Here is a 23,392-nt window from a genome sequence, read left to right as displayed (position 1 = left end):
GGCGGACGCCGCCCGAAACACCGCGCAGGTAACTTGTTTCAATGACCGCCCCCTTGTTCAAGGGCGTGATCACCGCCTTGATCACACCTCTTCGTGACGGAAACGTGGACGAAGGGGCTTTTGAAAAACTCCTGGAACGTCAGATCGCTGCTGGCGTCCATGGCGTGGTCCCTGTCGGCACGACCGGGGAAAGCGCCACCCTGAGGATGGACGAGCACAAGCGCGTCATCGAGCAATGCGTGACCATCGCCGCCGGCCGCGTGCGCGTGATCGCCGGCGCCGGCTCGAACGCCACCCATGAGGCCATCGAGCTGTCGGCCTTCGCCAAGCAGGTCGGCGCCGATGCGACCCTGGTGGTGACGCCCTACTACAACAAGCCCTCGCAGGACGGCATGATCGCCCACTTCGAGGCGATCTCCGACGCCGTTCAGATCCCCATGATCCTCTACAACGTGCCGAGCCGTTGCGGGGTCGATCTGTCCAACGAGGCGGTCGCGCACCTGGCGAAGAATCCCAACATCGTCGGCATCAAGGACGCCACCAGCGACATCTCGCGCGTCAGCTGGATGCGCAACCATATCAATGGCCCGTTCGACCTGATCAGCGGCGATGACGCCACCTGGCTGGGCTATGCGGCCAGCGGCGGCGTGGGCGTGATCTCGGTGACGTCCAATGTCGCACCCGAAGCCATGGTCGCCATGTATGACGCGGTCGCGGCCGGCGACTACGCCACGGCGCGGACCTGGCAGGACCGTCTGATCAACCTGCACAAGGCCCTGTTCCTCGACAACTCGCCGTCGCCGGCCAAGTACGCCCTGGCCAAGCTGGGCCTGTGCCGTGAGGAAGTCCGTCTGCCGCTGTCGCTGACCCGCGACGCCGTCAAGCCGCAGATCGACCAGGCGATGGCGGAAGCCGGGGTCGCCTGATGTCCGCTGATGCGCCCAGGAAGGTGATCGCCGAGAACCGGCGCGCACGCTTCGACTATTTCCTCGAGGACTATATCGAGGCCGGGATCCAACTGCTGGGAACCGAGATCAAGGCGCTGCGCGACGGTCGCGCCAACATCGCCGAAAGCTATGCGGCGGTGGAGGGGCGTGAGATCGTCCTGATCAACTCGGACATTCCGCCCTACAAGCAGGCCAACCGGTTCAACCATGAGCCGCGCCGCCACCGAAAGCTGCTGCTGCACCGCAAGCAGATCGACAAGCTGATCGGCGCCGTCCAGCGCGACGGGCGAACCATCATTCCGGTGCGCCTGTATCTGAACGAAAAGGGCAAGGCCAAGCTTGAGATCGCTCTGGCCAAGGGCAAGAAGCTGCACGACAAGCGCGAGGCCTCGGCCGAGCGTGATTGGCAGCGCGACAAGGCTCGCCTGATGCGCGACAAGGGCTGAGTTTGCGGTTCCGCTTTGCGGCGGGACCGACGCGCGATAAACGACGATTTCATGGGGCGCGTCTTGCGGAGTTCACGGTGAAGATAGCCGAACGCTGGTTCGTGATGGCGGGCGTCGCCTTGCTGGGCGGCATCGCTGTGGCCGGGCTGGTCGTGGCCATCTATGCGGCCTGGGTGCTGCATGACATGCCGGATGCGTCCGAGTTGGCGGACTATCGCCCGGCGACCGCCACGCGCGTCTTCGCCGGCGACGGCACCCTGATCGGCGAGTTTTCGGACGAACGGCGCATCTACGTCACCTATGACCAGGTGCCGGAGCAGGTCATCCACGCCTTCCTGGCGGCTGAAGACAGCCACTTCTTCCAGCACGGCGGCATCGACGTGTCCGGTATCGGTCGGGCCATGTTCAAGAACGTGTTCAACGTCCTGTCGGGACGGCGGCTTGAAGGTGGTTCGACCATCACCCAGCAGGTGGCCAAGAACGTCCTGCTGACCAACGAATCCAGCCTGAACCGCAAGCTGAAGGAAGCCATCCTCTCCAGCCGTCTGGAAGCGACCCTGACCAAGGAGCAGATCCTTGAGCTTTATCTGAACGAGATCTACCTGGGCTACCGCTCCTATGGCGTGGCCTCGGCGGCCTACAACTATTTCGGCAAGTCGCTGAACCAGCTGACGCCGGACGAAGCGGCCTTCCTGGCGGCTCTGCCCAAGGGACCGAACAACTATAATCCCAAGCGCCACCCGGCCGCCGCCAAGGGGCGTCGCGACTGGGTTCTGGGCGAGATGGCCGACAACAAGTGGCTGACGCAGCAAGAACTGGCGACGGCCCTGGCGCGGCCGCTGAACACCCGCGCAGCCCCGCGTCGCGCCGAATACGCCGACGCCGACTTCTTCGTTGAGGAGGCCCGCCGCCGCGCCATCGGCCTGTTCGGTCAGGAAGAGGTCAATCGCGGCGGCTACTACATGCGCACGACGCTGGACCCCAAGCTGCAATCCGCCGCGCGCGACGCCCTGATGAACGGCCTGGAACGCTATGACCGCCGCCACGGCTGGCGCGGGGCCTGGGGCACGACCGACTTCGCGCCGGGCTGGCAGGCCGACGCCCTGAAGAAGAACACCCCGCCCGAGCGCCGCACCTGGCAGGCCGCCGCGGTGGAGAGCGTCAGCGGCAACAACGTCCGCATCCGCACGGCGCGGGACGACCGCACCGGGTCGCTGATCGCGTCCGACGCCGCCTGGGCCAACGCCAACCGCCCGCTGAAGCGCGGCGACCTGATCTTTGTCGAGCCGCAGGGCGGCCAGTTCGCACTGAAACAGGTGCCGGCCGTGAACGGCGCCCTGGTGGCGATCGAGCCGCAGTCGGGCCGCGTTCTGGCGATGGTGGGGGGCTATTCCTACGCCCTGTCCAGCTTCAACCGGGCGACCCAGGCCAGGCGCCAGCCGGGCTCGGCCTACAAGCCCTTCGTCTATGCGGCGGCGCTGGAGGGAGATTTCAACCCCGCCAGCATCGTGCTGGACGCGCCGATCAGCTTCCCCGGCGGCGCCAATGGCGGTCGCTGGACGCCTGAGAACTACAGCCGCCAGTACTACGGTCCGCAGACCCTGCGTCGTGGTCTGGAGCTGTCGCGCAACGTCATGACCGTCCGTCTGGCCCAGGCCGTGGGCATGAAGAACATCGTCGACCTGTCCAAGAAGATGGGCGTGGTCGACGACATGTCGCCGAATCTGGCCATGTCGCTGGGGGCTGGAGAGACGACGCCGTACCGGATCACCGCCGCCTACGCCGCCTTCGTCAACGGGGGGCGCCGCATCGACCCCTATCTGATCGAGATGGTTCAGGATCGGAACGGTCAGACCATCCACCGCGCCGACCGTCGCCAGTGCCGCGATTGCAGCCGCGGCTTCAGCGGCCAGGAGTCGCCGCGTCTGCCGGATCGCGGGACCCAGGTCATCGACCCGATCACCGCCTATCAGATCAGCTCGATGCTGGAAGGCGTCATCCAGCGCGGCACCGGGGCCGGGGCGCGCAGCCTGGGCCCCTGGGTCGGCGGCAAGACCGGCACGACCAATGAGTACCGCTCGGCCTGGTTCGTCGGCTTCTCCAGCGACGTGGTGGTCGGCGTCTTCGTCGGCTTTGACGATAACCGTTCGCTGGGCGGCGGGGAGGCGGGCGCGGCGACCGCCGTGCCGATCTTCACCGACTTCATGCAGGTGGCCCTGAAAGAGCGTCCCGCGCGGCCCTTCGTCCGGCCCAAGAACGCCGTCTTCCGCACGGTCAACGGCATCGAGGAAGCCTTCCGACCCGGCACCGAGCGTCAGATCCGCGAAGAGGCGCCGCGTCCGGTCCAGCCCGTCGGTCCGCAGAACTACAACGACGTGGTCCGCCGCGAACAGGAGGCCGCACAGGCGCCGGCCGCCGCTGCGCCCGCCGCCGTCGCGCCGCCGCCGCCGAAGAAGCAGCCGGCTGAGGACTTGAGCGGACTCTACTGAGGCTCTAGGTAGGCCCATCATTCGGCGCGCCTGTCCGCAGGCGCGCCGAATATCGTTGCTTTCCCTATCGGTCCGCACGCGATGCGGCCCTGCTTGAGGGAAGGCGTTTGTTTCGCAGGAGATTGCGATGAGACCGGATGTCGAGGCCATGAAGGCCGACATCGAGCAGAGCGCCGCTCTGCTCAGGAGGCGTCTTTGACTGGGATGTCTCCCTTCGAAAACTGGATGAGCTGAACGCTCGGGTCGAAGATCCGACCCTTTGGGACAACCCGGAACAGGCCCAGGCCGTCAGCCGCGACCGCTCGCGTCTGGAAGCTCAGATCAACAGCGTCCGCGAACTGGAAAGCGCGCTGGAAGAGGGCGTCATGCTGGCCGAAATGGCCGACGAGGAGGGCGACGAAGCCACCCTCGAAGAGGCGCGTGAACAGTTGCGCGCCGTCAAGGAACGCGCCGCCCGCGCCGAACTGGAAGCCCTGCTGTCCGGCGAGGCCGACGGCAACGACGCCTATCTGGAAGTGAACTCCGGCGCCGGCGGCACCGAGTCCAACGACTGGGCCGGGATGCTGCTGCGGATGTATTCGCGCTGGGCCAAGGCTCACGGCTACGAGGTCACGATCGAGGCTCACGAAGAGGGCGAACAGGCGGGGGTCAAGTCGGCCACCATCCTGATCGAAGGCCCCAACGCCTATGGCTGGCTGAAGTCGGAATCGGGCGTGCACCGTCTGGTCCGCATCAGCCCCTATGACGCGGCGGCCAAGCGCCACACCAGCTTCGCCTCCATCGGGGTGTCGCCGGTTGTGGACGACACCATCGAGATCGACATCAACCCGTCCGACGTGCGGACCGACACCTATCGCGCGTCCGGCGCCGGCGGTCAGCACATCAACAAGACGGACTCGGCCGTGCGTCTGACGCACATTCCGACCAATACCGTGGTCGCCTGTCAGGCCGGCCGTTCGCAGCACCAGAACCGCGACATGGCGTGGAAGATGCTGCGCGCCCGTCTGTACGAGCTGGAACTGCAGAAGCGTGAGGCGGCGGCGCAAGCCCTGGCCGACGCCAAGACCGACATCGGCTGGGGCCACCAGATCCGATCCTACGTCCTGCAGCCGTATCAGATGGTCAAGGACCTGCGCACCGAGGTCGAGACCTCGGATACGCAGGGGGTTCTGGACGGCGATCTGGATCAGTTCATGGGCGCAGCCCTGGCGGCCCGGGTCGGCGAGACCCGCGACGGCAACTAAAAAAGGGGCGGCCCGGCGGGCCGCCCCTTTTCATGTGTTCGTTGCGCCGATCAGGCGGCGGGCTTGGCTTCAGCCTTCTCAGCCTTGGGCGCGGAGAGAGCCGCCGGCTTTTCGGGGGCGTCCAGCATATTGGCGCCGGGCGTGTCGCGCTTGGCCTGGGTGCAGCGGCCCTGGAACCAGGCGCCCTGTTCGATCGACAGTTGCTCCTGGGTGATATCGCCCTCGATGCGGGCGGTGGCGAACAGCTTGACCTGTTTCGCCACGATGGCCCCCGAGACGCGGCCGCGCACCTCAAGGATGTCGGCGTGGACGGTGCCCTCGACCGAGCCGCCTTCGCCGATGGTGACGCGGACGACACGGATGTCGCCCTTCAGCGAGCCGTCAACCTGAAGCTCGCCGGCGCCCGAGATATTGCCTTCGTATTTCACGCCGGCCGACAAGGTCGAGAGGCTGGACGAGCGCGCGGCGGCCGGGCGCGAAGCCTCAGGCGCGCGCGAGGCGACGCTGGGCGATGCCGAAGGCGTGGCGGCGGGCGTCGGTTCCGGCGCAGGGGGGATGCCCATGCCGCTGGACGGGCCGCTGTCGTAAGGCTTGCTCTTGTTGAACATGGTGCTCTCCGCATCTCGCCAGCAAGGCCGGCCTAATCCTACTCATAGCCCCTTGGGCGGCAGTTAGGAGCAGGTCGACGGCTGAGGCAAGCTTGGCCTCGGATCAAAGCGAGCGAACGGCCTGAAGCACCTCGTCGGCGTGGCCCTTGACCTTGACGCTGCGCCAGACGCGGCGGACCAGGCCCGCGCCGTCGATCAGGAAGGTGGCGCGTTCGACGCCCATATATTCGCGGCCATAGAGCTTCTTCATCACCCACGTGCCGTAAGCCTCGCAGACCACGCCGTCCTCGTCGGAGCCCAGAATGACCTTGAGGTCATGCTTGGCCTTGAAGCGGTCGAGCTTCTTCACCGCGTCGCGCGAGACGCCGATGACGACGGCATTGGCGGCGGCGAACTGATCGGCCAGGGCCGAGAAGTCCAGACCCTCGGTCGTGCAGCCGGGGGTGTCGGCCTTGGGGTAGAAGTAGAGGACGACCGACTGGCCCTTCAGCCCGTCCAGCGTGACGCGGCCGTCGCCATCGGTGGCGAGATCAAACGCGGGGGCGGCCTGGCCTTCGGTGATGTCGGTCATCCTCTTTGCTCCTTAGACCGGCCGAACCAGGACGATCTTCTTCTTGCCGGCGGCCAGTTTCAGCACGCCGTCAGCGTTGACGTCGGCGTCTTCGATCAGGCGGGCGCCGTCAGCGATGGCCTCGTCGTTCAGGCGCAAGCCCCCGCCTTGGGCCAGGCGACGGGCCTCGCCGTTGGACGTGGTCAGACCGGCCTTGGTGACGACGGCGGCGATCATGGCGCCGATCACCTCGTCCTTTGGCAGTTCGACGGTGGGCAGGTCGGCGGACAGCTGGCCCTTCTCGAAGGCGGCTTCGGCGGCGGCGCGGGCGGTCTGTGCAGCCTCCGAGCCGTGCAGCATCGAGGTCGCGGCGTCGGCCAGGGCCTTCTTGGCTTCGTTGATGCCGGCCCCTTCCATCGCTTCGTAAAGCGCGATCTGGTCCAGCGGCAGGTCGGTGAACAGGCGCATGAAGCGGCCGACGTCGGCGTCCTCGACGTTGCGCCAGAACTGCCAGTAGTCGTAGGGGCTGAGCTGCTCGGCGTTCAGCCAGATGGCGCCCTGGGCCGTCTTGCCCATCTTGCCGCCCGAGGCCGTGGTCAGCAGCGGCGTGGTCAGGCCGAAGGAGGCCTTCTGATCCACGCGACGCACCAGATCGACGCCCGAGGTGATGTTGCCCCACTGGTCAGAGCCGCCCATCTGCAGCGTCACATTCAGCGAGCGGTTCAGCTCCAGGAAGTCCACCGACTGCATCAGCATGTAGTTGAATTCGAGGAAGGTCATCGGCTGCTCGCGCTCGAGGCGCAGCTTGACCGAGTCGAAGCTCAGCATCCGGTTGATGGTGAAATGCGTGCCGTAGTCGCGCAGGAACTCGACGTAGCCGAACTTGGACAGCCAGTCGTTGTTGTCGACCATGACGGCGTCGGACGGGCCGTCGCCAAAGGTCAGGAACTTCTCGAACACGGTCTTGATCGAGGCGATGTTGGCCTGGATCGTCTCGTCGGTCAGTTGCGGGCGCGAGGCGTCCTTGCCGGTGGGGTCGCCGACCTTGGTGGTGCCGCCGCCCATGAGGACGACGGGCTTGTGCCCGGCCTGCTGCAGACGGCGCAGCATCATGATCTGGATCAGGCTGCCGACGTGCAGCGACGGCGCCGTGGCGTCGAAGCCGATGTAGGCCGTCACGATCCCGTTCGAGGCGGCGTCGTCCAGCTCCACCGGGTGCGTCACCTGGTGGATATAGCCGCGCGATTGCAGGGTCTTGAGAAAGTCGGACTTGAAGGCTTGGTCGGTCATGGACGGTTCCGTAGCAGGGATGCCGGCGGCCGTCTTCCTTATCGAGGAAGCCGCACCGCCAGCGAAGGCGGCACGAGATCGCGGCCGCTCGCTAGCTCAGCGAACGGTAATAGAGGCCGGAAATGGCGCGGGCGGCGATCATGGGCGCTAGCTACGGCGTGCGCGACGTGGCAGTCAACCCGCCATGACGACCTCCTCCTCGACAAAGACCCTCCGCGTGCTCGGTTTCATGACCGGCACCTCGCTCGACGCCGTGGACATGGCGGTGATCGAAACCGACGGCGAAAATATCATCAGCTTCGGCCCGGCCGGCGAGATGAAGCTGGACGCCGAGACGCGCGCCATCGTCGAGGACGCCATCGAGGACGCCCTGGACTGGGAGCGCGACGAGGAAGAACCCGACAGCTTCGAGGACGCCCGCATGGCGGTCGCGGACGCCCATCTGGCGGCGGCGCTCAGCTTCATGGCGGTCAACGGGGTCAAGGCCAGCGGGCTGGATCTGGTCGGGGTGCATGGCCAGACGGTGCTGCACGAGGCGCCGACGCCGGAGCTGCCGGGCCGGACGGTGCAGCTGATCGACGCCCTGAGCGTGGCCGAGGGGCTGGGCGTGCGCACCGCCTATGACTTCCGCAGCGCGGACGTGGCGGCGGGCGGGCAGGGGGCGCCGCTGGCCCCCGTCTATCACGCGGCGCTGGTGAAGAAGTCGGGCCTGAGCGGGCCGGTCGCCGTGCTGAACCTGGGCGGGGTCGGCAACATCACCCTGATCCGCGCCGACGGCGGGCTGGAAGCCTTCGACACAGGCCCGGCCAACGGCATGGTCGACCTGCTGGTCCAGTCGCGCGGCAAGAAGCGCATGGACGAGGGCGGCAGACTGGCGGCGGCGGGGACCGTCGATCAGGCGGTTTTGGCCGGCTATCTGGCGCATCCCTATTTCGCCGCGACCGGGCCGAAATCGCTGGACCGTTTCGATTTCTCGCTGGACCCGGTGGCGGCCCTGTCGCTGGAAGACGCGGCGGCGACGCTGACGGCCTTTGCCGCCGAGGCTGTGGCCCTGGGCGTGGCGCGCTGTTCCGAGAAGCCGGCCAAGGTCGTGGCCTGCGGCGGCGGGCGGCACAATCCGGTCCTGCTGGCGGCGATCCGCGAGCGCGCGGGCGTGCCGGTGACAACCGCCGAGGACGAGGGCTGGCGCGGCGATTCCATCGAAGCCGAGGCCTTCGCCTTCCTGGCCGCACGCTGCCTGCTGGGCCTGCCGATCAGCTATCCCGGCACGACGGGCGTGCCCGAGCCGATGACCGGCGGCCGTATCGTGGAGCCCGGCGAACAGTGACCACGGCCGCGACGCAGCGTCTCTGGGGCGTCGCCAGCGGGGCGGCGGCCGGCGCACTGTGGGGTCTGGTGTTTCTGGCGCCCAAGCTGGCGCCCGAGGCCTCGCCCATGATGCTGACGGCGGGGCGCTATCTCGCCTATGGTCTGATCGCCGCCCTGCTGATCGCGCCGCGCTGGCGGCGGGTGACGGCGGCGCTGGATTTCAAGGCGTGGCGGGCGCTGGCCTGGCTGAGCCTGGCCGGAAATATCGTCTATTTCGTCTTTCTGGTGGTCGGCGTCCATTTCGCGGGGGTTGGGGCCTCGGCCCTGATCGTCGGCATGGTGCCGGTCGTGGTCGCCCTGTGGGGGCTGAAGGACAAGGATTCCCCGCCGCTGACGCGCGTGGCGCCGCCCATTGCGGCGGCGGCCCTGGCGGTCGGCCTGATCGGCTGGGAATCGCTGAGCCGGGGCGGGGGCGTGGGTCACGACGGGGTTCAGACCCTGATCGGTTTGGTCTGCGCGCTGGCGGCCCTGCTGTCGTGGTCGGCCTTTGCGGTCGGCAACAGCCGTTGGATGGGCCGGCTGCCTGAGGTTTCGCCGCATGACTGGTCGCTGCTGACCGGCGTGGTGACGGGCGGGTTCGCCCTGGTGCTGGCCGCGCCGGCGGTGCTGACCATGGGGGTCTGGTCGGGCGAGGTCTGGTTGCGGTTCATGGGTGTCAGCCTCGGCGTGGCGATCTTCGCGTCCATCATCGGCAACGCCTTCTGGAACCAGGCCAGCCGCCTGCTGCCCCTGACCATGCTGGGGCAGATGATCGTGTCGGAAACCCTGTTCGCCTTCCTCTACGGCTTTCTGTGGGAAGGTCGCGGCCCGACGCTGATCGAGATCGTGGCCATGATCCTGATGGTCGTCAGCGTCGTCTGGTGCGTGCGGGCGCACCGCCCGGCGGCGGTCGCGGCGGCGGAAGGCGATCACTAGGCGGTTTGACGCAGGGCTGAACAACCTGGTCCTTTCGGCGTTTCAGGCTCAGCGGACCGGGCCCCTCTGGCGACTGGCTTTCAGGTCGTGATGTCGGACCGCGCCGACTGCCCGTTCGGGCGTCGGCGGCGTGAGCGGTCAGAGGCGTCGATGGAATTCTTGGCGGTCGAATGGATGGGCAAGCCCGCGTGGATGTGGGCCGGCTTTCTGGTGGTCGTGGTCGCCCTGCTGGTGTTCGACCTGGGCGTCCTGCACCGCAAGGCGCACGAGATCGGCGTGCGCGAAAGCCTGCTGCTGTCGGCCTTCTATATCGGGGTCGCCCTGCTGTTCGGGGTCTGGGTCTGGGTGCGGCTGGGGGCGGACAGCGGGCTGGACTACCTGACAGGCTTCGCCATCGAAAAAAGCCTGGCGATGGACAATGTCTTCGTGATCGCCATGATTTTCAGCGCCTTCGGCATTCCGCGCCTGCACCAGCACCGTGTCCTGTTCTGGGGCGTGCTGGGCGTCATTGTCCTGAGGGCGGTGATGATCGCAGCGGGCTCGGCCCTGGTCAGCCGCTATGAGTGGGCGCTCTATGTCTTTGCCGTCTTCCTGATCTTTACCGGCGGCCGGATGATCGCCACCAGCCCCAAGGAGGAGGCCGAGACAGGCCAGGGCGTGGTCAGATGGCTGAGGCGGCGTATGCCTGTGACAGACGAACTGCACGGCGCCCGGTTCTTCGTCCGCGAAAGCAATGCGGTCGGGCGGATGGTCTGGCACGCCACGCCGCTGTTTCTGGCCCTGGTGACGATCGAGTTCGCCGACGTGATCTTCGCGGTGGACTCGGTGCCGGCGATCTTCGCCATCACGACGGACCCCTACATCGTCTACACGTCCAATATCTTCGCCATTCTGGGTTTGAGGGCGCTCTATTTCGCGCTGGCGGCGGTAATCCACCGCTTCGCCTATCTGAAGCAGGCGCTGGCGATCCTGCTGGTCTTTATCGGGGGGAAGGTCATCGCCGCGCCGCTGATGGGGCTGGAGAAGTTTCCGCCGGCGATCTCGCTCTGCGTGACGGCCGCCATCCTGGCCGCAGGTATTCTGTGGTCGGTATGGAAGACCCGGGCCGAAACCCGGGCCGACACATAAGGCCATCGATCAGGCTGGTTTTTCTTCCAGACGCTTGTCCAGATAGGCGCCGACGCGACGCTCGACCGCACCGATATGGTCCTGCCAGAAGTGGCTCGCGCCTTCTTCCAGTTCGTAGTCGATGACGATGCCTTTCTGCGTGCGCAGCTTGTTGACCACGCGCTCGACCTCGACCGGCGGCACCACGGTGTCGGCGGTGCCGTGCAGGAAGAGGCCAGACGCCGGGCAGGGGGCCAGGAAGCTGAAGTCGTACATGTTCGAGGGCGGCGACACCGAGATGAAGCCGTCCGTCTCAGGGCGGCGCATCAGCAGTTGCATGCCGATATAGGCGCCAAACTGATAACCGGCGACCCAGGTCTGGGTGGCGGCGGGGTTGTTGGCCTGCAACCAGTCCAAAGCGGTGGCCGCGTCGGCCAGTTCACCGATGCCGCTGTCGAACTCGCCCTGGGACTTGCCGACGCCGCGCGAGTTGTAGCGCAGGGTGGCGAAGCCACGCTGGACGAACAGCTGGTGCAGGGTCACAGCCACCGGGTTGTTCATGTGCCCGCCCGCCTTGGGGTGCGGATGCAGGATCAGGGCGATCGGCGCGTTCGGGCGCTTGCCGGGCGAATAGCGGCCTTCGATGCGGCCCGAGGCGCCGGGAAGAATGACTTCAGGCATGGATCAGCGGAATCCTGTCTTCAACTGTCGTTTCGCGGGCGGACAATACTTGACCAACGCGGTAGGACTTTCTAAGTCGAGCCAGCGTGGCGCACTTGTCTGCGAGGGCGCGGGTTCTAACACATGAGCCCCGAAAAGCGTGAAATTTTTGAGGGCATTCCATGCGCCTGTCGACAAAGGGACGATACGCCGTGATGGCGATGGCCGATCTGGCGCGCAATGGCGCGGACCGGGCGGTGTCGCTGGCCGAGATCGCGACACGTCAGGAAATCTCCCTCAGCTATCTGGAACAGCTGTTTGCGCGGCTGCGTAAAAGCGGTCTGGTCAAGAGCGTGCGCGGTCCCGGCGGCGGCTATCGGCTGGCGCGGGAGGCCTGCGAGACCGCCGTGGCCGAGATCGTTCTGGCCGTCGATGAACCGATCCGCGCCACGCGCTGCGTCGGCGCCGGATCGCCCAAGGGCTGCATGATCAAGGGCGAACGCTGCATCACCCACCACCTCTGGGAAGATCTGGGGCAGGAGATCCACCGCTATCTCGCCAGCGTCAGTCTGGAAGACGTGATCCAGAACCGCACCGGTCAGGCGCGGCTGGGGGCGGCCCCGGCGGCCGCGAGCATGGAGGCGGCGGCGTGAGCGTCTACCTCGATTACAACGCCTCGGGTCTGGTGCGTCCTGAGGTTCAGGAGATCATGGCCAAGGCCCTGGCTGACAATGGCAATCCCTCGGCGGTCCACGCCGCCGGGCGTCGGGCGCGGGCGCGGGTCGAGACGGCGCGGGCCCAGGTGGCGGAACTCGTCGGGGCTGACCCGACCGCCGTGGTCTTTACGTCCGGCGGCACGGAATCCAATGCTCAGGCCATCGTCAGCGCCCTGGCTGCAGGCTGCGAGCGGCTGATCGTCGGCGCGACCGAGCACCCTTGCGTGGCTGAGGCGGCGACGGCGTCCGGCGCGCCGGTCGAGGTGCTGCCGGTCGATGGCAACGGCGTGGTCGACCTGGCCTGGCTGGCCGAGGCGCTGGCGCGTCCGGGCCGGGCCGTGGTCGCCATCCATCATGCCAACAATGAAAGCGGCGTGATCCAGCCCATCGCCGAGGCGGGGGCTCTGGTCCGTGCTGCGGGCGGCTGGCTGCACGTCGACGCCATCCAGTCGGCGGGCAAGGCGCCGGTCGATATGCGGGCGCTGGACGCGGACAGCCTGACCCTGTCGGGGCACAAGCTGGGCGGGCCGCAGGGCGTGGGCGCTCTGGTGCTCAAGGAAGGCGTGGCCGCCGTGCGTATCCTGCACGGCGCGGGTCAGGAGCGCGGCCTGCGCGCCGGGACCGAGAACGTGCCGGGGATCACTGGCTTTGGCCTGGCGGCGGATTGCGCCGCGCGCGATCTGGACGCGGCCATGGCGCACGTCGTCTGGCGCGACGCGGCCGAGGCCAGGGTCAAGGCGGCGGGCGCGACCATCATTGGCGGGGCCGTCGAACGTCTGCCCAACACCCTGTTCATGGCCGTCGAGGGCTGGGACAGCCCGCAGCAGTTGATCACGCTCGATCTGGTCGGGGTCATGGTCTCGGCCGGCTCGGCCTGTTCGTCGGGCAAGGTCAAGCCGTCCAAGGCGATCAGCGCCATGGGCCTGCATCATCTGGCGACCGGGGGCGTGCGCGTCTCGGGCGGCTGGGGCACCACGCAAGGCGACTGGGACCGGTTCGCCGAGTCCTGGGTCACGGCCTGGAACAAGCATCAAGCGCGCCTGTCTGAGCGCGTGAAGGAAGTCGCGTAAGTCATGGCTGCTGTTAAGGAAACTGTCGAAGCTGTCGCCGCGCTCGAGAAGTATGAGCATGGCTTCACCTCGGACATCGAAACGGAATATGCGCCGCGCGGCCTGAACGCCGACATCGTCCGCTTCATCTCCGAGAAGAAGGGCGAGCCGGAATGGATGCTGGAATGGCGTCTGGCCGCCTATGAGCGCTGGCTGGCGATGGAGGAGCCGACCTGGGCGGCGGTGAAGTATGAGCCGGTGGACTATCAGTCGCTCTTCTACTACGCCGCGCCGAAGCAGAAGGAAGGGCCGAAGTCGCTGGACGAGGTCGATCCCGAGATTCTGGAGATCTACAAGAAGCTGGGCATCCCGCTGAAGGAGCAGGAGGTCCTGGCGGGTGTGCAGGGCGCCCCCAAGGTGGCCGTGGACGCCGTGTTCGACAGCGTCTCGGTCGTGACCACCTTCAAGGAGGAACTGGCCAAGGTCGGCGTGATTTTCATGCCGATTTCCGAGGCCTTGCGCGAATATCCTGATCTGGTGCGGCAATATCTGGGATCGGTCGTGCCGGTGTCGGACAACTATTTCGCGGCGCTGAACAGCGCGGTCTTTTCCGACGGGTCCTTCGTTTATATCCCGCCGGGCGTGAAATGCCCCATGGAGCTATCGACCTATTTCCGCATCAACGCCAGCCAGACCGGCCAGTTCGAGCGCACCCTGATCATCGCCGACAAGGGCTCTTACGTCTCCTATCTGGAAGGCTGCACCGCGCCGATGCGCGACGAGAACCAGCTGCACGCCGCGGTCGTTGAGATCGTGGCCCTGGACGACGCCGAGGTGAAATACTCGACGGTGCAGAACTGGTATCCTGGCGACGCCGAGGGCAAGGGCGGCATCTACAACTTCGTCACCAAGCGCGCGGACTGCCGCGGCGACCGCTCAAAGGTCAGCTGGACCCAGGTCGAGACCGGCTCGGCCGTCACCTGGAAGTACCCGTCCTGCATCCTGAAGGGCGAGGAAAGCTCGGGCGAGTTCTACTCAATCGCCATCACCAATGGGCATCAGCAGGCCGACACCGGCACCAAGATGATCCATCTGGGCAAGAATTCGAAGTCGCGGATCATCGCCAAGGCGGTGTCGGCGGGGAAGTCGGATTCGACCTATCGCGGCCTGGTCTCGGTGCATCCCAAGGCGACGGGCGTGCGCAACTTCACCCAGTGCGACAGCCTGCTGATCGGCAAGGAGTGCGGCTCGCACACCATCCCCTATATCGAGGCCCGCAACGGCTCGGCCCAGCTGGAGCACGAGGCGACGACGACCCGCCTGTCGGAAGACCAGCTCTTCTACGCCCAGCAGCGTGGCCTGTCAGAGGAGGAGGCCGTGGCCCTGCTGGTCAACGGCTTCGTCCGCGACGTGATGCAGAAGCTGCCGATGGAGTTCGCCGTAGAGGCGCAGAAGCTGGTGGCGATCAGCCTTGAGGGGAGCGTGGGGTGATGGAGCCTTGGTTCCGGCGCCGCTGGTACGGATGGCAGCCAATACACCCGACCGGCTATCGCATTTGGTTGGCGACGGCCGCCATCGCGGTTCTCGGCCTTGCGGGGATGTTGGTTTTTGCCTGGATCAACATCTGGATTTCGGCGGCGATCTTCATCGCCTTTATGATTGCTTCCTTCCCGCTCAATGCGGTGATCATTTCTCGAACTGAAAAAGCCTGATGCTCTCGATCAACAACCTCCATGTCTCGGTCGCTGACAAGCCGATCCTCAAGGGCCTGACGCTCGAAGTGCCGGCGGGCGAAGTCCATGCCGTCATGGGGCCGAACGGGGCCGGCAAGTCGACGCTGGGCTACAGCCTGTCGGGTCGTCCCGGCTATGAGGTCACGGACGGGTCCGCCTCGTGGAACGGTCAGGACCTGCTGGACCTGGACCCCGCCGAGCGCGCCGCGGCGGGCGTCTTCCTGTCCTTCCAGTATCCGATGGAGATTCCCGGCGTGCCGGCCATGACCTTCATCCGCACGGCGCTGAACGCCCAGAAGCGCGCGCGCGGCGAGGAGGAGGTCTCGGCCCCGGCCTTCCTGAAGCAGGTCAAGGCGGCGTCGCAGGCGCTGAAGATGGACTTCGACATGCTGAAGCGACCGCTGAACGTCGGCTTCTCCGGCGGTGAGAAGAAGCGGATGGAGATCCTGCAGATGGCCCTGCTGGAACCGTCGCTGCTGATCCTGGACGAGACGGACTCCGGCCTCGACATCGACGCCCTGCGCATCGTGTCAGAGGGGGTGAACGCCCTGCGTCGCGCCGACCGCTCCATGCTGGTCATCACCCACTATCAGCGCCTGCTGGACTATATCAAACCGGACAAGGTGCACGTGCTGGCCGCTGGCCGCATCGTCGCCTCGGGCGGGCCTGAACTGGCGCTGGAGCTGGAGGCGGAAGGGTACGACAAGTTCCTGCCGACCGCAGCATGAGCGCGGCGCCGCAGATCGACCTGACCAATCCCGAGACCTTTCCCTCTCGGCGCACGGAAGCGTGGAAATACAGCGACCTGAAGCGCTGGCTTCGCGAAGCGCCGGAACCGTCGGGCACGGCGCTGGTCGGCGCGCCGGGGCCGTTTTACGACCTGGGCGGCGAGGCGATCGTCTTCGCCAACGGGCGCCCGGTCGGCGTCACCGACTTCATCGCCTCGGGCGTGCAGACCCTGCGTCTGCGCTTCATTTCCGACGCGGTCGGCACCGGCCACACGGCGGCGGCGCGGATCGTCGCTCGCCCCGGCGCGCGCCTGCTGCTGCTGGAGACGCACGAGGGCAAGGGCTCGGCCTATGTCGCTCACAACAAGATCGAGATCGATGTCGCCCGCGACGCCGAGGTCACGCGGATCGTCCTGATCGAGGAGCCCGAGGACGCCATCTCGGTGATCAACGCCGAGGTGCGGCTGGAGGCTGGCGGTCGCTATCGCCAGACCATCATCACGACCGGCGCCAAGCTGCAACGTATAGAGACGCAACTGAGCCACGGGGCCGAGGGCGCCGATGCGCGTCTGGACGGCCTCTATCTGCTCAAGGGTTCGCGCCATGCGGACCTGACGACCGTGGTCGATCACCGCGCCGCCGACGGCACGACCAGCCAACTGACCAAGGGCGTCGTTCACGACACGGCGCGCGGCGTGTTTCAGGGCAAGATCATCGTCGAGCGCGGGGCCGACGGCACCGACGCCCGCATGGCCCACAACGCCCTGATCGCCAGTGAACGCGGCGAGATCGACGCCAAGCCGGAGCTGATCATCTATGCCGACGACGTGCAGTGCGCCCACGGCAATACGGTCGGGACGCTGGACGAAAGCGCGCTCTTCTACATGCAGCAGCGCGGCATCCCAGCCGACGAGGCCCGCGCCCTGCTGGTCCAGGCCTTCCTGTTCGAGGTCATCGACCGCATCGAGGACGAGGCGGCCAAGGAGGTTGTTCGCGCATGGCTGACGGCCAGACTCTGAAAGATGTGCCTGTGAAGACCTTCGACCCCTACGCCGCGCGGGCGCAGTTCCCGATCCTGTCGCGACAGGTGAACGGCAAGCCGCTGGTCTATCTAGACAACGCCGCCTCGGCGCAGAAGCCGCGCGCGGTGATCGACGCCCTGGTGGCGTCGATGGAGGGCAGTTACGCCAACGTCCACCGGGGCCTGCACACCTTGTCGAACGAGGCGACCGAGGCGTTCGAGGCGGCGCGCGAGATCGTCGCCCGCTTCCTGAACGCGCCGTCGGGTGAGAACATCGTCTGGACCAAGGGCGGGACCGAGGCGATCAATCTGGTCGCCAACGGGATCGGCCTGAGCATCGAACCGGGCGACGAGATCATCGTCAGCGAGATGGAGCACCACTCCAACATCGTGCCCTGGCACCTGCTGCGCGAACGCAAGGGCGCGGTGCTGAAATGGGCGCCGATCAAGGACGACGGTTCGCTGGACATTGCGGCCTATGCCGAACTGCTGGGGCCGAGGACCAAGGTCGTCGCCGTGACGCATATGTCCAACGTCCTGGGCACCATCAACCCGATCACCGAGATCACCCGTCTGGCCCATGCGGCTGGCGCGCGGGTGCTGGTCGACGGCTGTCAGGGCGCGGTTCACGCCACGCCGGACGTTCAGGCTGTCGGCTGCGACTGGTATGTGATCACCGGCCACAAGCTCTATGGCCCGACCGGCGTCGGCGCCCTCTATGGCACGACCGAGGCTCTGGAGAGCCTGCCGCCCTATCAGGGCGGGGGAGAGATGATTGAGACGGTCGAGAAGGACCGGATTACCTACGCGCCGCCGCCGCATCGCTTCGAGGCCGGCACGCCGCCGATCCTGGAGGCCATTGGTCTGGGCGCGGCGCTGGAATGGCTGTCCGGCTTCGACCGTCAGGCGGTGGCCGCGCACGAAATGGCCCTCTATGACCACGCCCGCGCCCGGCTGGCCGACGCCGGATGGCTGCGGGTTCTGGGCGAGGCCGAGGGCAAGGGTGCGCTGCTGACCTTCTCGGTCGAGGGCGCTCACGCCCATGACGTGGCCCAGATCATGGACCGCTACGGCGTCGCCGTGCGGGCCGGTCTGCACTGCGCCGAACCGCTGGCGAAAAGACTGGGCGTGACCTCGAGCACGCGCGCCTCCTTCGCCCTATATAACACCGTGGAGGATACAGACGCCTTCGTGGATGCGCTGATCAAGGCGCGAAACTTCTTCGTGTGATGAGTATGGACGACGCCAAGACCGAAACCGCCATCAGCGACAGCGACGCCTTCGCCGCCAGCTGGGACGAGCCGCAAAAGAGCGCCCTGTCGCAGGCTGAGCTGGACAAGCTGACCGACGACCTGATCGAGGCGCTGAAGACGGTGTACGACCCGGAAATTCCGGTCGACATCTATGAGCTGGGCCTGATCTACAAGGTCGATGTGTCCGACGACCGCGACGTTCTGGTCGAGATGACGCTGACGGCGCCGGGCTGTCCCGTGGCTGGCGAAATGCCGGGCTGGGTCGAGGAGGCGGTCAAGAAGGTGCCGGGCGTGAAGTCGGCGCGGGCCAATCTGGTGTTCGACCCGCCGTGGGACTCCTCCAAGATGAGCGACGAGGCCAAGCTGGCCCTGAACATGTTCTGAGGACGCAGCGATGACCGAGCTTCAGACCGCCGCCCGACCGCGCCGCCCCCGTCCCAAGGCCGTGACCCTGACCGACGCCGCCGCCGCGCGCGTGCGCGAGATCATGTCCAACGCGGAGAAGGACTACGTCGGCTTGCGCGTCGGGGTGAAGAACGGCGGCTGCGCCGGGCAGGAATACACCTTCGCCTATGCCGAACAGATCGAGCCGCTGGACGAGGTGGTCGAGGACAAGGGCGTCACCATCCTGATCGAGCCCAAGGCCGTGCTGTTCCTGATCGGCTCGGAGATCGACTATGAGACGACCAAGCTGGCGTCCAAGTTCGTGTTCCGCAATCCGAACGAGACCGACGCCTGCGGCTGCGGCGAGAGCGTGACCATCATCCCCGCCGCCGCCCTGGACGCCGACTAGAATGATCCGACTGGAGGGTGTGACCCGGCGCTATCGCAGCGCGGCGGGCGAGCGCACTGCGCTGGACGCCGTTGACCTGACCATCGGGCGCGGCGAGGTGTTCGGCGTGGTCGGGCGTTCCGGCGCGGGCAAGTCGACCCTGATCCGCGCTATCAACCGGCTGGAGACGCCCGACGCGGGCCGCATCTTCGTCGACGATCAGGAAATCACGGCGTTGAAGCCCGCCGAGTTGCGCGCCGCCCGGCGGCGGATCGGCATGATCTTCCAGCATTTCAACCTGCTGAACGCCAAGACCATCGAGGACAATGTCGCCTTTCCCCTGCGGCTGGAGGGGCGGCCCGAGGCCGAGGTGAAGGCGCGCACGGCGCAGTTGCTGGATCAGCTGGGTCTGGCGGAACACGCCAAGAAGCATCCGGCCCAGCTGTCGGGCGGTCAGAAGCAGCGCGTCGGCATCGCCCGCGCCCTGGCCTGCGGTCCCAGCGTCCTGCTGTGCGACGAGGCGACCAGCGCATTGGACCCAGAGACGACCGAGGACATCCTGACCCTGCTGGACGGTCTGAACCGCGACCTGGGCCTGACCATCGTCCTGATCACCCACCAGATGGAGGTGGTGCGCCGCGTCTGTGACCGCGTGGCGGTGCTGAAGGACGGTCGGATCGTGGAGCAGGGCGCGACGGCCGACGTCTTCCTGCATCCGCAGCACGCCGTGACCCGCGCCATGCTGGCCGAGGGCGAAGAGGCGTTCGACGCCTCAGTCGTGCCCGCCGGCGCGCGGATGGCCAGGCTGACCTTCCGCGGCGGCTCGACCTATGAGCCCGAGCTGAGCCGCGTGGCGCGGACGGTGGGCGTGGACTATTCCATCCTGTCGGGGCGGATCAGCCGTATCCGGGGCGAGCCCTATGGCCAGTTGGTCGTGGCCTTCACCGGCGGCGACGCCGAGGCGGCCGTGGCGCAACTGACCGCGCGCGGCGTGACGGTAGAGGCGGTCTGATGTTCGACAACGTTGATTGGGCCGAGATCGGCCGCGCCACCATCGACACCCTGTTGATGCTGGGCGGGTCGCTGGTGCTGACCGTCATTCTGGGCGTGCCGCTGGGCGTGCTGCTCTATCTGTCGGGCAAGGGGCGGTTGGCCTCGAATCCTGTGCTGAACGCCGGGCTGTCGCTGATCGTCAACGTGCTGCGATCGGTGCCCTTCATCATCCTGCTGATCGTCATGCTGCCGGTGACGGTGCTGCTGGTCGGCACCTCGCTGGGGGTGGCTGGCGCCATTCCGCCTCTGGTCGTGGGGGCCGCGCCCTTTTATGCGCGACTGGTCGAGACGGCGCTGCGCGAAGTGGACAAGGGCGTGGTCGAGGCGACCCAGGCCATGGGCGGCTCGACCTTCCAGATCGTCACACGGGCCCTGCTGCCCGAGGCCATGCCGGGCATCATCGCCGGAGTCACGGTCACAGCCATCGCCTTGGTCAGCTACACCGCCATGGCGGGCGTGGTCGGCGCGGGGGGTCTGGGCGACCTGGCCGTGCGCTTTGGCTATCAGCGCTTCCAGACCGATGTCATGGTCGTGACCGTAGTTCTGCTGCTGATCCTCGTACAAATTCTGCAGATGATCGGCGACCGTCTGGTCGCTAAGGTCTCGCACCGCTGATTTCCTGAGAGCCCGCCCATGATCCGCCGTTCGCTGCTGCTGTCCGCCGTCGCTGTCCTGACGCTCGCCGCCTGCGGCCAGGGCGCGGGCAAGAAGGCCGGCGCTGAAGGCGCGCCGCTTCTGGTCGGCGCCACCGCCGTGCCGCACGCCGAGATCCTGGAGGTCGTGAAACCGATCCTGGCCGCCGAGGGCGTGCCGATCGAGATCAAGGTCTTCAACGACTACGTTCAACCGAACGTGCAACTGTCTGAAAAACGGCTGGATGTGAACTACTTCCAGACCAAGCCCTATCTGGACGAGTTCAATGCCGCGCGCGGCGCCGATCTGGTGGTGGTCGCTGGGGTTCATGTTGAGCCGCTGGGCCTCTATTCCAGGAAGCACACGACGCTGGCGGCGATCCCGAACGGGGCGCAGGTGGTGCTGCCGAACGACGCCTCGAACACCGGGCGTTCGCTGCTGCTGCTGCAAAGCGCCGGCCTGATCACCCTGCGCGACCCGGCCAATCCGCTGCAGACGGTGCGCGACATCGCGACCAACCCCAAGGGCCTGAAGTTCCAGGAGGTCGAGGCCGCCACCATTCCGCGCATCCTGCCCCAGGTCGATGCGGCGGTGATCAACACCAACTATGCGCTGGACGCCGGGCTGAAGCCGAAGACGGACGCCCTGTCGCTGGAAGGCGCCGACAGCCCCTACGTCAACTATCTGGTGGCGCGCCCGGACAACCAGAACGACCCGCGCGTTCAAGCCCTGGCTACGGCGCTGCGCAGTCAGGCGGTCAAGGACTTCATCGCCAGGAAGTACGACGGGGCGGTGATCCCCGCCGCCTGATCCGTCAGGCCGGTTCGACCACCACGGCCGTGCCATAGGCCAGGACCTCGGTCACGCCGGGCATGATCTCGTTGGCGTCGTAGCGCATGGCCAGGATGGCGTTGGCGCCCATGTCGCGCGCATGGGCGACCAGTTCGTCATAGGCTTCCTGACGCGCGGCCTCGGCCAGCTTCACATAGGCGCCTACGCGCCCGCCGATCATCGACTGCACACCGCCGATGGCGTCGGAGATGACGTTGCGAGAGCGCACGGTGACGCCGCGCACCATGCCGATATGGCGTACGATGCGGTGGCCGGGCAGGTCATTGGTGGTGGCGACGAGCATGGTCATGTCTCCGATCTAGCGGCGGTCCAGGGTGCGGAAGGTGAAGGCGTGGTCGTCCTTCTCGCCCGCCGGATGGGGCTCGGACGCCGTCTCGACGAAGGCGCTCTCGTCAAAGGCAGGGAAACGGGCGTCGCCTTCCGGCTCGGCGTCGACCTCGGTGATGTAGAGGCGCTGGGCGCGGGGCAGGGCCATCTCGAACAGGGCGGTGCCGCCGATGATGCAGACCTCGTCCACGCCGTCTTCCTCGGCGGTTTCACGGGCGATGGACAGGGCCTCGCCCAGATTGGAGCAGACCAGCGCGCCCTTGGACATGCCTTCAGACTCATAGGAGCCGTCCTTGGTCAGGACGATGTTCAGGCGGCCGGGAAGGGGTTTGAGCGGCAGGCTTTCCCAGGTCTTGCGGCCCATGATGCAGGGCTTGCCGACGGTGATGGCCTTGAAACGTTGCAGGTCGGAGCGCAGCCGCCACGGCAGGTCGCCGTCGCGTCCGATGACGCCGTTTCTGGCGCGGGCGACGACGAGGGCGATCTTGGGAATGGACACTGGACAGGCTCCGAAAGACGGGGGCGGCTGAACACCGCCCCCTTATCCGGACTTAGGCCTCTGGCTCGAGCAGTTTCAAGCGGAAGAAGAGCGCGCCGATCACCGCGCCGACGGCAGGGGCGACGAAGAAGACCCAGACCTGGCTCAGGGCCTGGCCGCCAGCCAGCAAGGCTGGGCCGAAGCTGCGAGCCGGATTGACCGACACGCCCGTCACCTGGATGCCGACGATGTGGATGACCGCCAGGGTGATGCCGATGGCGACGCCGGCGAAGGCGCCATGCCCCTTGGCCCCCGTCACGCCCAGAATGGCGATGATGAAGATGGCTGTGGCGACGATCTCGAAGATCAGGGCCGCGTGCAGGCCGTATCCGCCGGGCGATCCGGCGTCGAAGCCGTTCTGACCCAGATTGGCGAAACCAGTCTTGGCGATCAGGCCGAGGATGGCCGCGCCGACGACGGCGCCGATGAACTGGGCGATCCAGTAGATGACCATGTCCCTGGCGCTCATCCGCCCGGCGACGAAGACGCCCAGGCTGACCGCCGGATTGACGTGGCAACCCGACACCGGCCCGATGCCATAGGCCATGGCGATGATGGCGAAGCCGAAGGCCAGGGCGATGCCCAACTGTCCCACATGGTCGAACCCGCCCAGCACGGCGGCGCCGCACCCGAACAGCACCAGAACCATCGTCCCGACCAGTTCGGCCGCAAACTTCTTCAACATGACAACCCTCCCGTTTCATGCGCCCGCAGCGACGCGGATCAGGGGAGGGTGCGCCGAGTCTCAGGCGTTCACCATACGATGTTACGGGAGTTTACGCTTCGGTCTTGAGCGCTTCCGGCGCCAGCCACTTCAGCCATTTACGCTGCATGGCGGCTTCGATGTCGATGCCTGCGTGGTCGCAGTAGATCAGCAGCATCCCCAGCACGTCGGCGGCCTCGTCGCCGAGGGCAGAGGCGTCGGGCGCGCCGCGGGCGCGTCCGGTGAGGTTGAGGTGTTCCTTGGTCAACTCGCCGAGTTCCTCCTGCAGCTTGAGCAGGGCCCAGTCACGGTCGCGGTCGATGGAATGCTCGCGTGCATAGATGTCGGAGATGCGGAGGACGTCCGCCTTGAGGTCAGCGATCTTCATGG

27 protein-coding genes are annotated in these 23,392 nt (G+C 66.8%); 19 read left to right on the top strand and 8 right to left on the bottom strand.

What is annotated here, in order from left to right; all coding sequences use genetic code 11:
* The first annotated feature begins 41 nt into the window (after positions 1-41).
* From dapA to prfB, 4 genes are all read left to right on the top strand, one after another.
* The gene (gene dapA / locus P0Y52_07000) at positions 42-926 is read left to right on the top strand and encodes a 4-hydroxy-tetrahydrodipicolinate synthase (GenBank protein WEK59280.1); all 885 of its coding nucleotides are present in this window, start codon (positions 42-44) and stop codon (positions 924-926) included.
* On the top strand, positions 926-1,393 hold the full coding sequence (gene smpB / locus P0Y52_06995; protein WEK59279.1) for an SsrA-binding protein SmpB: 468 nt from the start codon (positions 926-928) through the stop codon (positions 1,391-1,393). Before dapA ends, smpB begins: the two co-directional genes overlap by 1 nt.
* A 104-nt stretch (positions 1,394-1,497) precedes the next feature.
* Positions 1,498-3,882 (top strand): penicillin-binding protein 1A, encoded by a 2,385-nt coding sequence (locus tag P0Y52_06990; GenBank protein WEK59454.1) that lies wholly within the window; start codon positions 1,498-1,500, stop codon positions 3,880-3,882.
* A gap of 127 nt (positions 3,883-4,009) precedes the next feature.
* Positions 4,010-5,126 (top strand): peptide chain release factor 2 gene (gene prfB, locus P0Y52_06985; GenBank protein ID WEK59278.1). Its coding sequence is split into 2 segments (ribosomal slippage): positions 4,010-4,078 and positions 4,080-5,126, totalling 1,116 coding nucleotides; the frame shifts between segments, so codons are not numbered across the junction.
* 50 nt (positions 5,127-5,176) lie between these two features.
* Here prfB and P0Y52_06980 read toward each other — a convergent pair.
* From P0Y52_06980 to tyrS, 3 genes are all read right to left on the bottom strand, one after another.
* The gene (locus tag P0Y52_06980) at positions 5,177-5,734 is read right to left on the bottom strand and encodes a polymer-forming cytoskeletal protein (GenBank protein ID WEK59277.1); all 558 of its coding nucleotides are present in this window, start codon (positions 5,732-5,734) and stop codon (positions 5,177-5,179) included.
* 103 nt (positions 5,735-5,837) lie between these two features.
* Complete coding sequence (locus tag P0Y52_06975; GenBank protein WEK59276.1) at positions 5,838-6,305, bottom strand: peroxiredoxin; 468 nt, start codon at positions 6,303-6,305, stop codon at positions 5,838-5,840.
* Positions 6,306-6,317: 12 nt separating this feature from the next.
* Positions 6,318-7,574, bottom strand: coding sequence for a tyrosine--tRNA ligase (gene tyrS / locus P0Y52_06970; GenBank protein WEK59275.1), 1,257 nt, complete (start codon positions 7,572-7,574; stop codon positions 6,318-6,320).
* 184 nt (positions 7,575-7,758) lie between these two features.
* On the opposite strand from tyrS, the gene P0Y52_06965 reads away from it, so the two are divergent.
* The 3 genes from P0Y52_06965 to P0Y52_06955 all read left to right on the top strand — a co-directional run bounded on the left by P0Y52_06965 (position 7,759) and on the right by P0Y52_06955 (position 10,985).
* Positions 7,759-8,901, top strand: coding sequence for an anhydro-N-acetylmuramic acid kinase (locus P0Y52_06965; protein ID WEK59274.1), 1,143 nt, complete (start codon positions 7,759-7,761; stop codon positions 8,899-8,901).
* Positions 8,898-9,857 carry a DMT family transporter gene (locus P0Y52_06960; protein WEK59273.1) on the top strand — a complete coding sequence of 320 codons (960 nt, stop codon included), beginning with the start codon at positions 8,898-8,900 and terminating at the stop codon, positions 9,855-9,857. The genes P0Y52_06965 and P0Y52_06960 overlap by 4 nt, the downstream gene beginning before the upstream one ends.
* 150 nt (positions 9,858-10,007) lie before the next feature.
* Positions 10,008-10,985, top strand: coding sequence for a TerC family protein (locus P0Y52_06955; GenBank protein ID WEK59272.1), 978 nt, complete (start codon positions 10,008-10,010; stop codon positions 10,983-10,985).
* Between the two features lie 9 nt (positions 10,986-10,994).
* On the opposite strand, the gene P0Y52_06950 is transcribed toward P0Y52_06955, so the two are convergent.
* A complete protein-coding gene (locus tag P0Y52_06950) occupies positions 10,995-11,645 on the bottom strand; it encodes an alpha/beta hydrolase (GenBank protein WEK59271.1) in 651 nt (216 codons plus the stop codon).
* 161 nt (positions 11,646-11,806) lie between these two features.
* Here P0Y52_06950 and P0Y52_06945 point away from each other — a divergent pair, with 161 nt between their 5' ends.
* The 12 genes from P0Y52_06945 to P0Y52_06890 are packed head-to-tail and all read left to right on the top strand — an operon-like array spanning position 11,807 to position 21,392.
* Complete coding sequence (locus P0Y52_06945; GenBank protein ID WEK59270.1) at positions 11,807-12,277, top strand: Rrf2 family transcriptional regulator; 471 nt, start codon at positions 11,807-11,809, stop codon at positions 12,275-12,277.
* Positions 12,274-13,410 (top strand): cysteine desulfurase family protein, encoded by a 1,137-nt coding sequence (locus tag P0Y52_06940; protein ID WEK59269.1) that lies wholly within the window; start codon positions 12,274-12,276, stop codon positions 13,408-13,410. The genes P0Y52_06945 and P0Y52_06940 overlap by 4 nt, the downstream gene beginning before the upstream one ends.
* Before the next feature lie 3 nt (positions 13,411-13,413).
* Entirely contained in the window at positions 13,414-14,880 is a 1,467-nt protein-coding gene (gene sufB, locus P0Y52_06935; protein ID WEK59268.1) for a Fe-S cluster assembly protein SufB, read from the top strand.
* Positions 14,880-15,101 (top strand): hypothetical protein, encoded by a 222-nt coding sequence (locus P0Y52_06930; GenBank protein ID WEK59267.1) that lies wholly within the window; start codon positions 14,880-14,882, stop codon positions 15,099-15,101. The genes sufB and P0Y52_06930 overlap by 1 nt, the downstream gene beginning before the upstream one ends.
* On the top strand, positions 15,101-15,850 hold the full coding sequence (gene sufC / locus P0Y52_06925; GenBank protein WEK59266.1) for a Fe-S cluster assembly ATPase SufC: 750 nt from the start codon (positions 15,101-15,103) through the stop codon (positions 15,848-15,850). The genes P0Y52_06930 and sufC overlap by 1 nt, the downstream gene beginning before the upstream one ends.
* Entirely contained in the window at positions 15,847-16,869 is a 1,023-nt protein-coding gene (sufD, locus tag P0Y52_06920; GenBank protein WEK59265.1) for a Fe-S cluster assembly protein SufD, read from the top strand. Before sufC ends, sufD begins: the two co-directional genes overlap by 4 nt.
* Positions 16,848-18,101 (top strand): cysteine desulfurase, encoded by a 1,254-nt coding sequence (locus P0Y52_06915; GenBank protein WEK59264.1) that lies wholly within the window; start codon positions 16,848-16,850, stop codon positions 18,099-18,101. The genes sufD and P0Y52_06915 overlap by 22 nt, the downstream gene beginning before the upstream one ends.
* A gap of 5 nt (positions 18,102-18,106) precedes the next feature.
* Entirely contained in the window at positions 18,107-18,508 is a 402-nt protein-coding gene (locus tag P0Y52_06910; GenBank protein ID WEK59263.1) for an SUF system Fe-S cluster assembly protein, read from the top strand.
* A gap of 10 nt (positions 18,509-18,518) precedes the next feature.
* Positions 18,519-18,917 carry an iron-sulfur cluster assembly accessory protein gene (locus P0Y52_06905; GenBank protein ID WEK59262.1) on the top strand — a complete coding sequence of 133 codons (399 nt, stop codon included), beginning with the start codon at positions 18,519-18,521 and terminating at the stop codon, positions 18,915-18,917.
* A gap of 1 nt (position 18,918) precedes the next feature.
* Positions 18,919-19,908 carry a methionine ABC transporter ATP-binding protein gene (locus tag P0Y52_06900; GenBank protein ID WEK59261.1) on the top strand — a complete coding sequence of 330 codons (990 nt, stop codon included), beginning with the start codon at positions 18,919-18,921 and terminating at the stop codon, positions 19,906-19,908.
* Positions 19,908-20,564 (top strand): ABC transporter permease, encoded by a 657-nt coding sequence (locus P0Y52_06895; GenBank protein ID WEK59260.1) that lies wholly within the window; start codon positions 19,908-19,910, stop codon positions 20,562-20,564. The genes P0Y52_06900 and P0Y52_06895 overlap by 1 nt, the downstream gene beginning before the upstream one ends.
* Before the next feature lie 18 nt (positions 20,565-20,582).
* Entirely contained in the window at positions 20,583-21,392 is an 810-nt protein-coding gene (locus P0Y52_06890) for a MetQ/NlpA family ABC transporter substrate-binding protein (protein WEK59259.1), read from the top strand.
* Positions 21,393-21,396: 4 nt separating this feature from the next.
* Here P0Y52_06890 and P0Y52_06885 read toward each other — a convergent pair whose 3' ends face one another.
* The 4 genes from P0Y52_06885 to P0Y52_06870 form a co-directional block, all read right to left on the bottom strand.
* Positions 21,397-21,717 carry a YbjQ family protein gene (locus P0Y52_06885; protein WEK59453.1) on the bottom strand — a complete coding sequence of 107 codons (321 nt, stop codon included), beginning with the start codon at positions 21,715-21,717 and terminating at the stop codon, positions 21,397-21,399.
* Between the two features lie 15 nt (positions 21,718-21,732).
* Positions 21,733-22,260, bottom strand: a complete 528-nt coding sequence (locus P0Y52_06880) for a dihydrofolate reductase (protein ID WEK59258.1) — start codon at positions 22,258-22,260, stop codon at positions 21,733-21,735.
* Positions 22,261-22,312: 52 nt separating this feature from the next.
* Complete coding sequence (locus P0Y52_06875; GenBank protein ID WEK59257.1) at positions 22,313-22,984, bottom strand: aquaporin; 672 nt, start codon at positions 22,982-22,984, stop codon at positions 22,313-22,315.
* Between the two features lie 91 nt (positions 22,985-23,075).
* Positions 23,076-23,390, bottom strand: a complete 315-nt coding sequence (locus P0Y52_06870; protein WEK59256.1) for a phosphoribosyl-ATP pyrophosphohydrolase — start codon at positions 23,388-23,390, stop codon at positions 23,076-23,078.
* Positions 23,391-23,392: the final 2 nt, after the last annotated feature.

Origin of the sequence: Candidatus Brevundimonas phytovorans, from assembly GCA_029203145.1 — a bacterium.
GTDB lineage: Bacteria > Pseudomonadota > Alphaproteobacteria > Caulobacterales > Caulobacteraceae > Brevundimonas > Brevundimonas phytovorans.
Note: the sequence above shows the minus strand (reverse complement) of the source record. Positions and strands in the feature narration are given on the sequence as shown.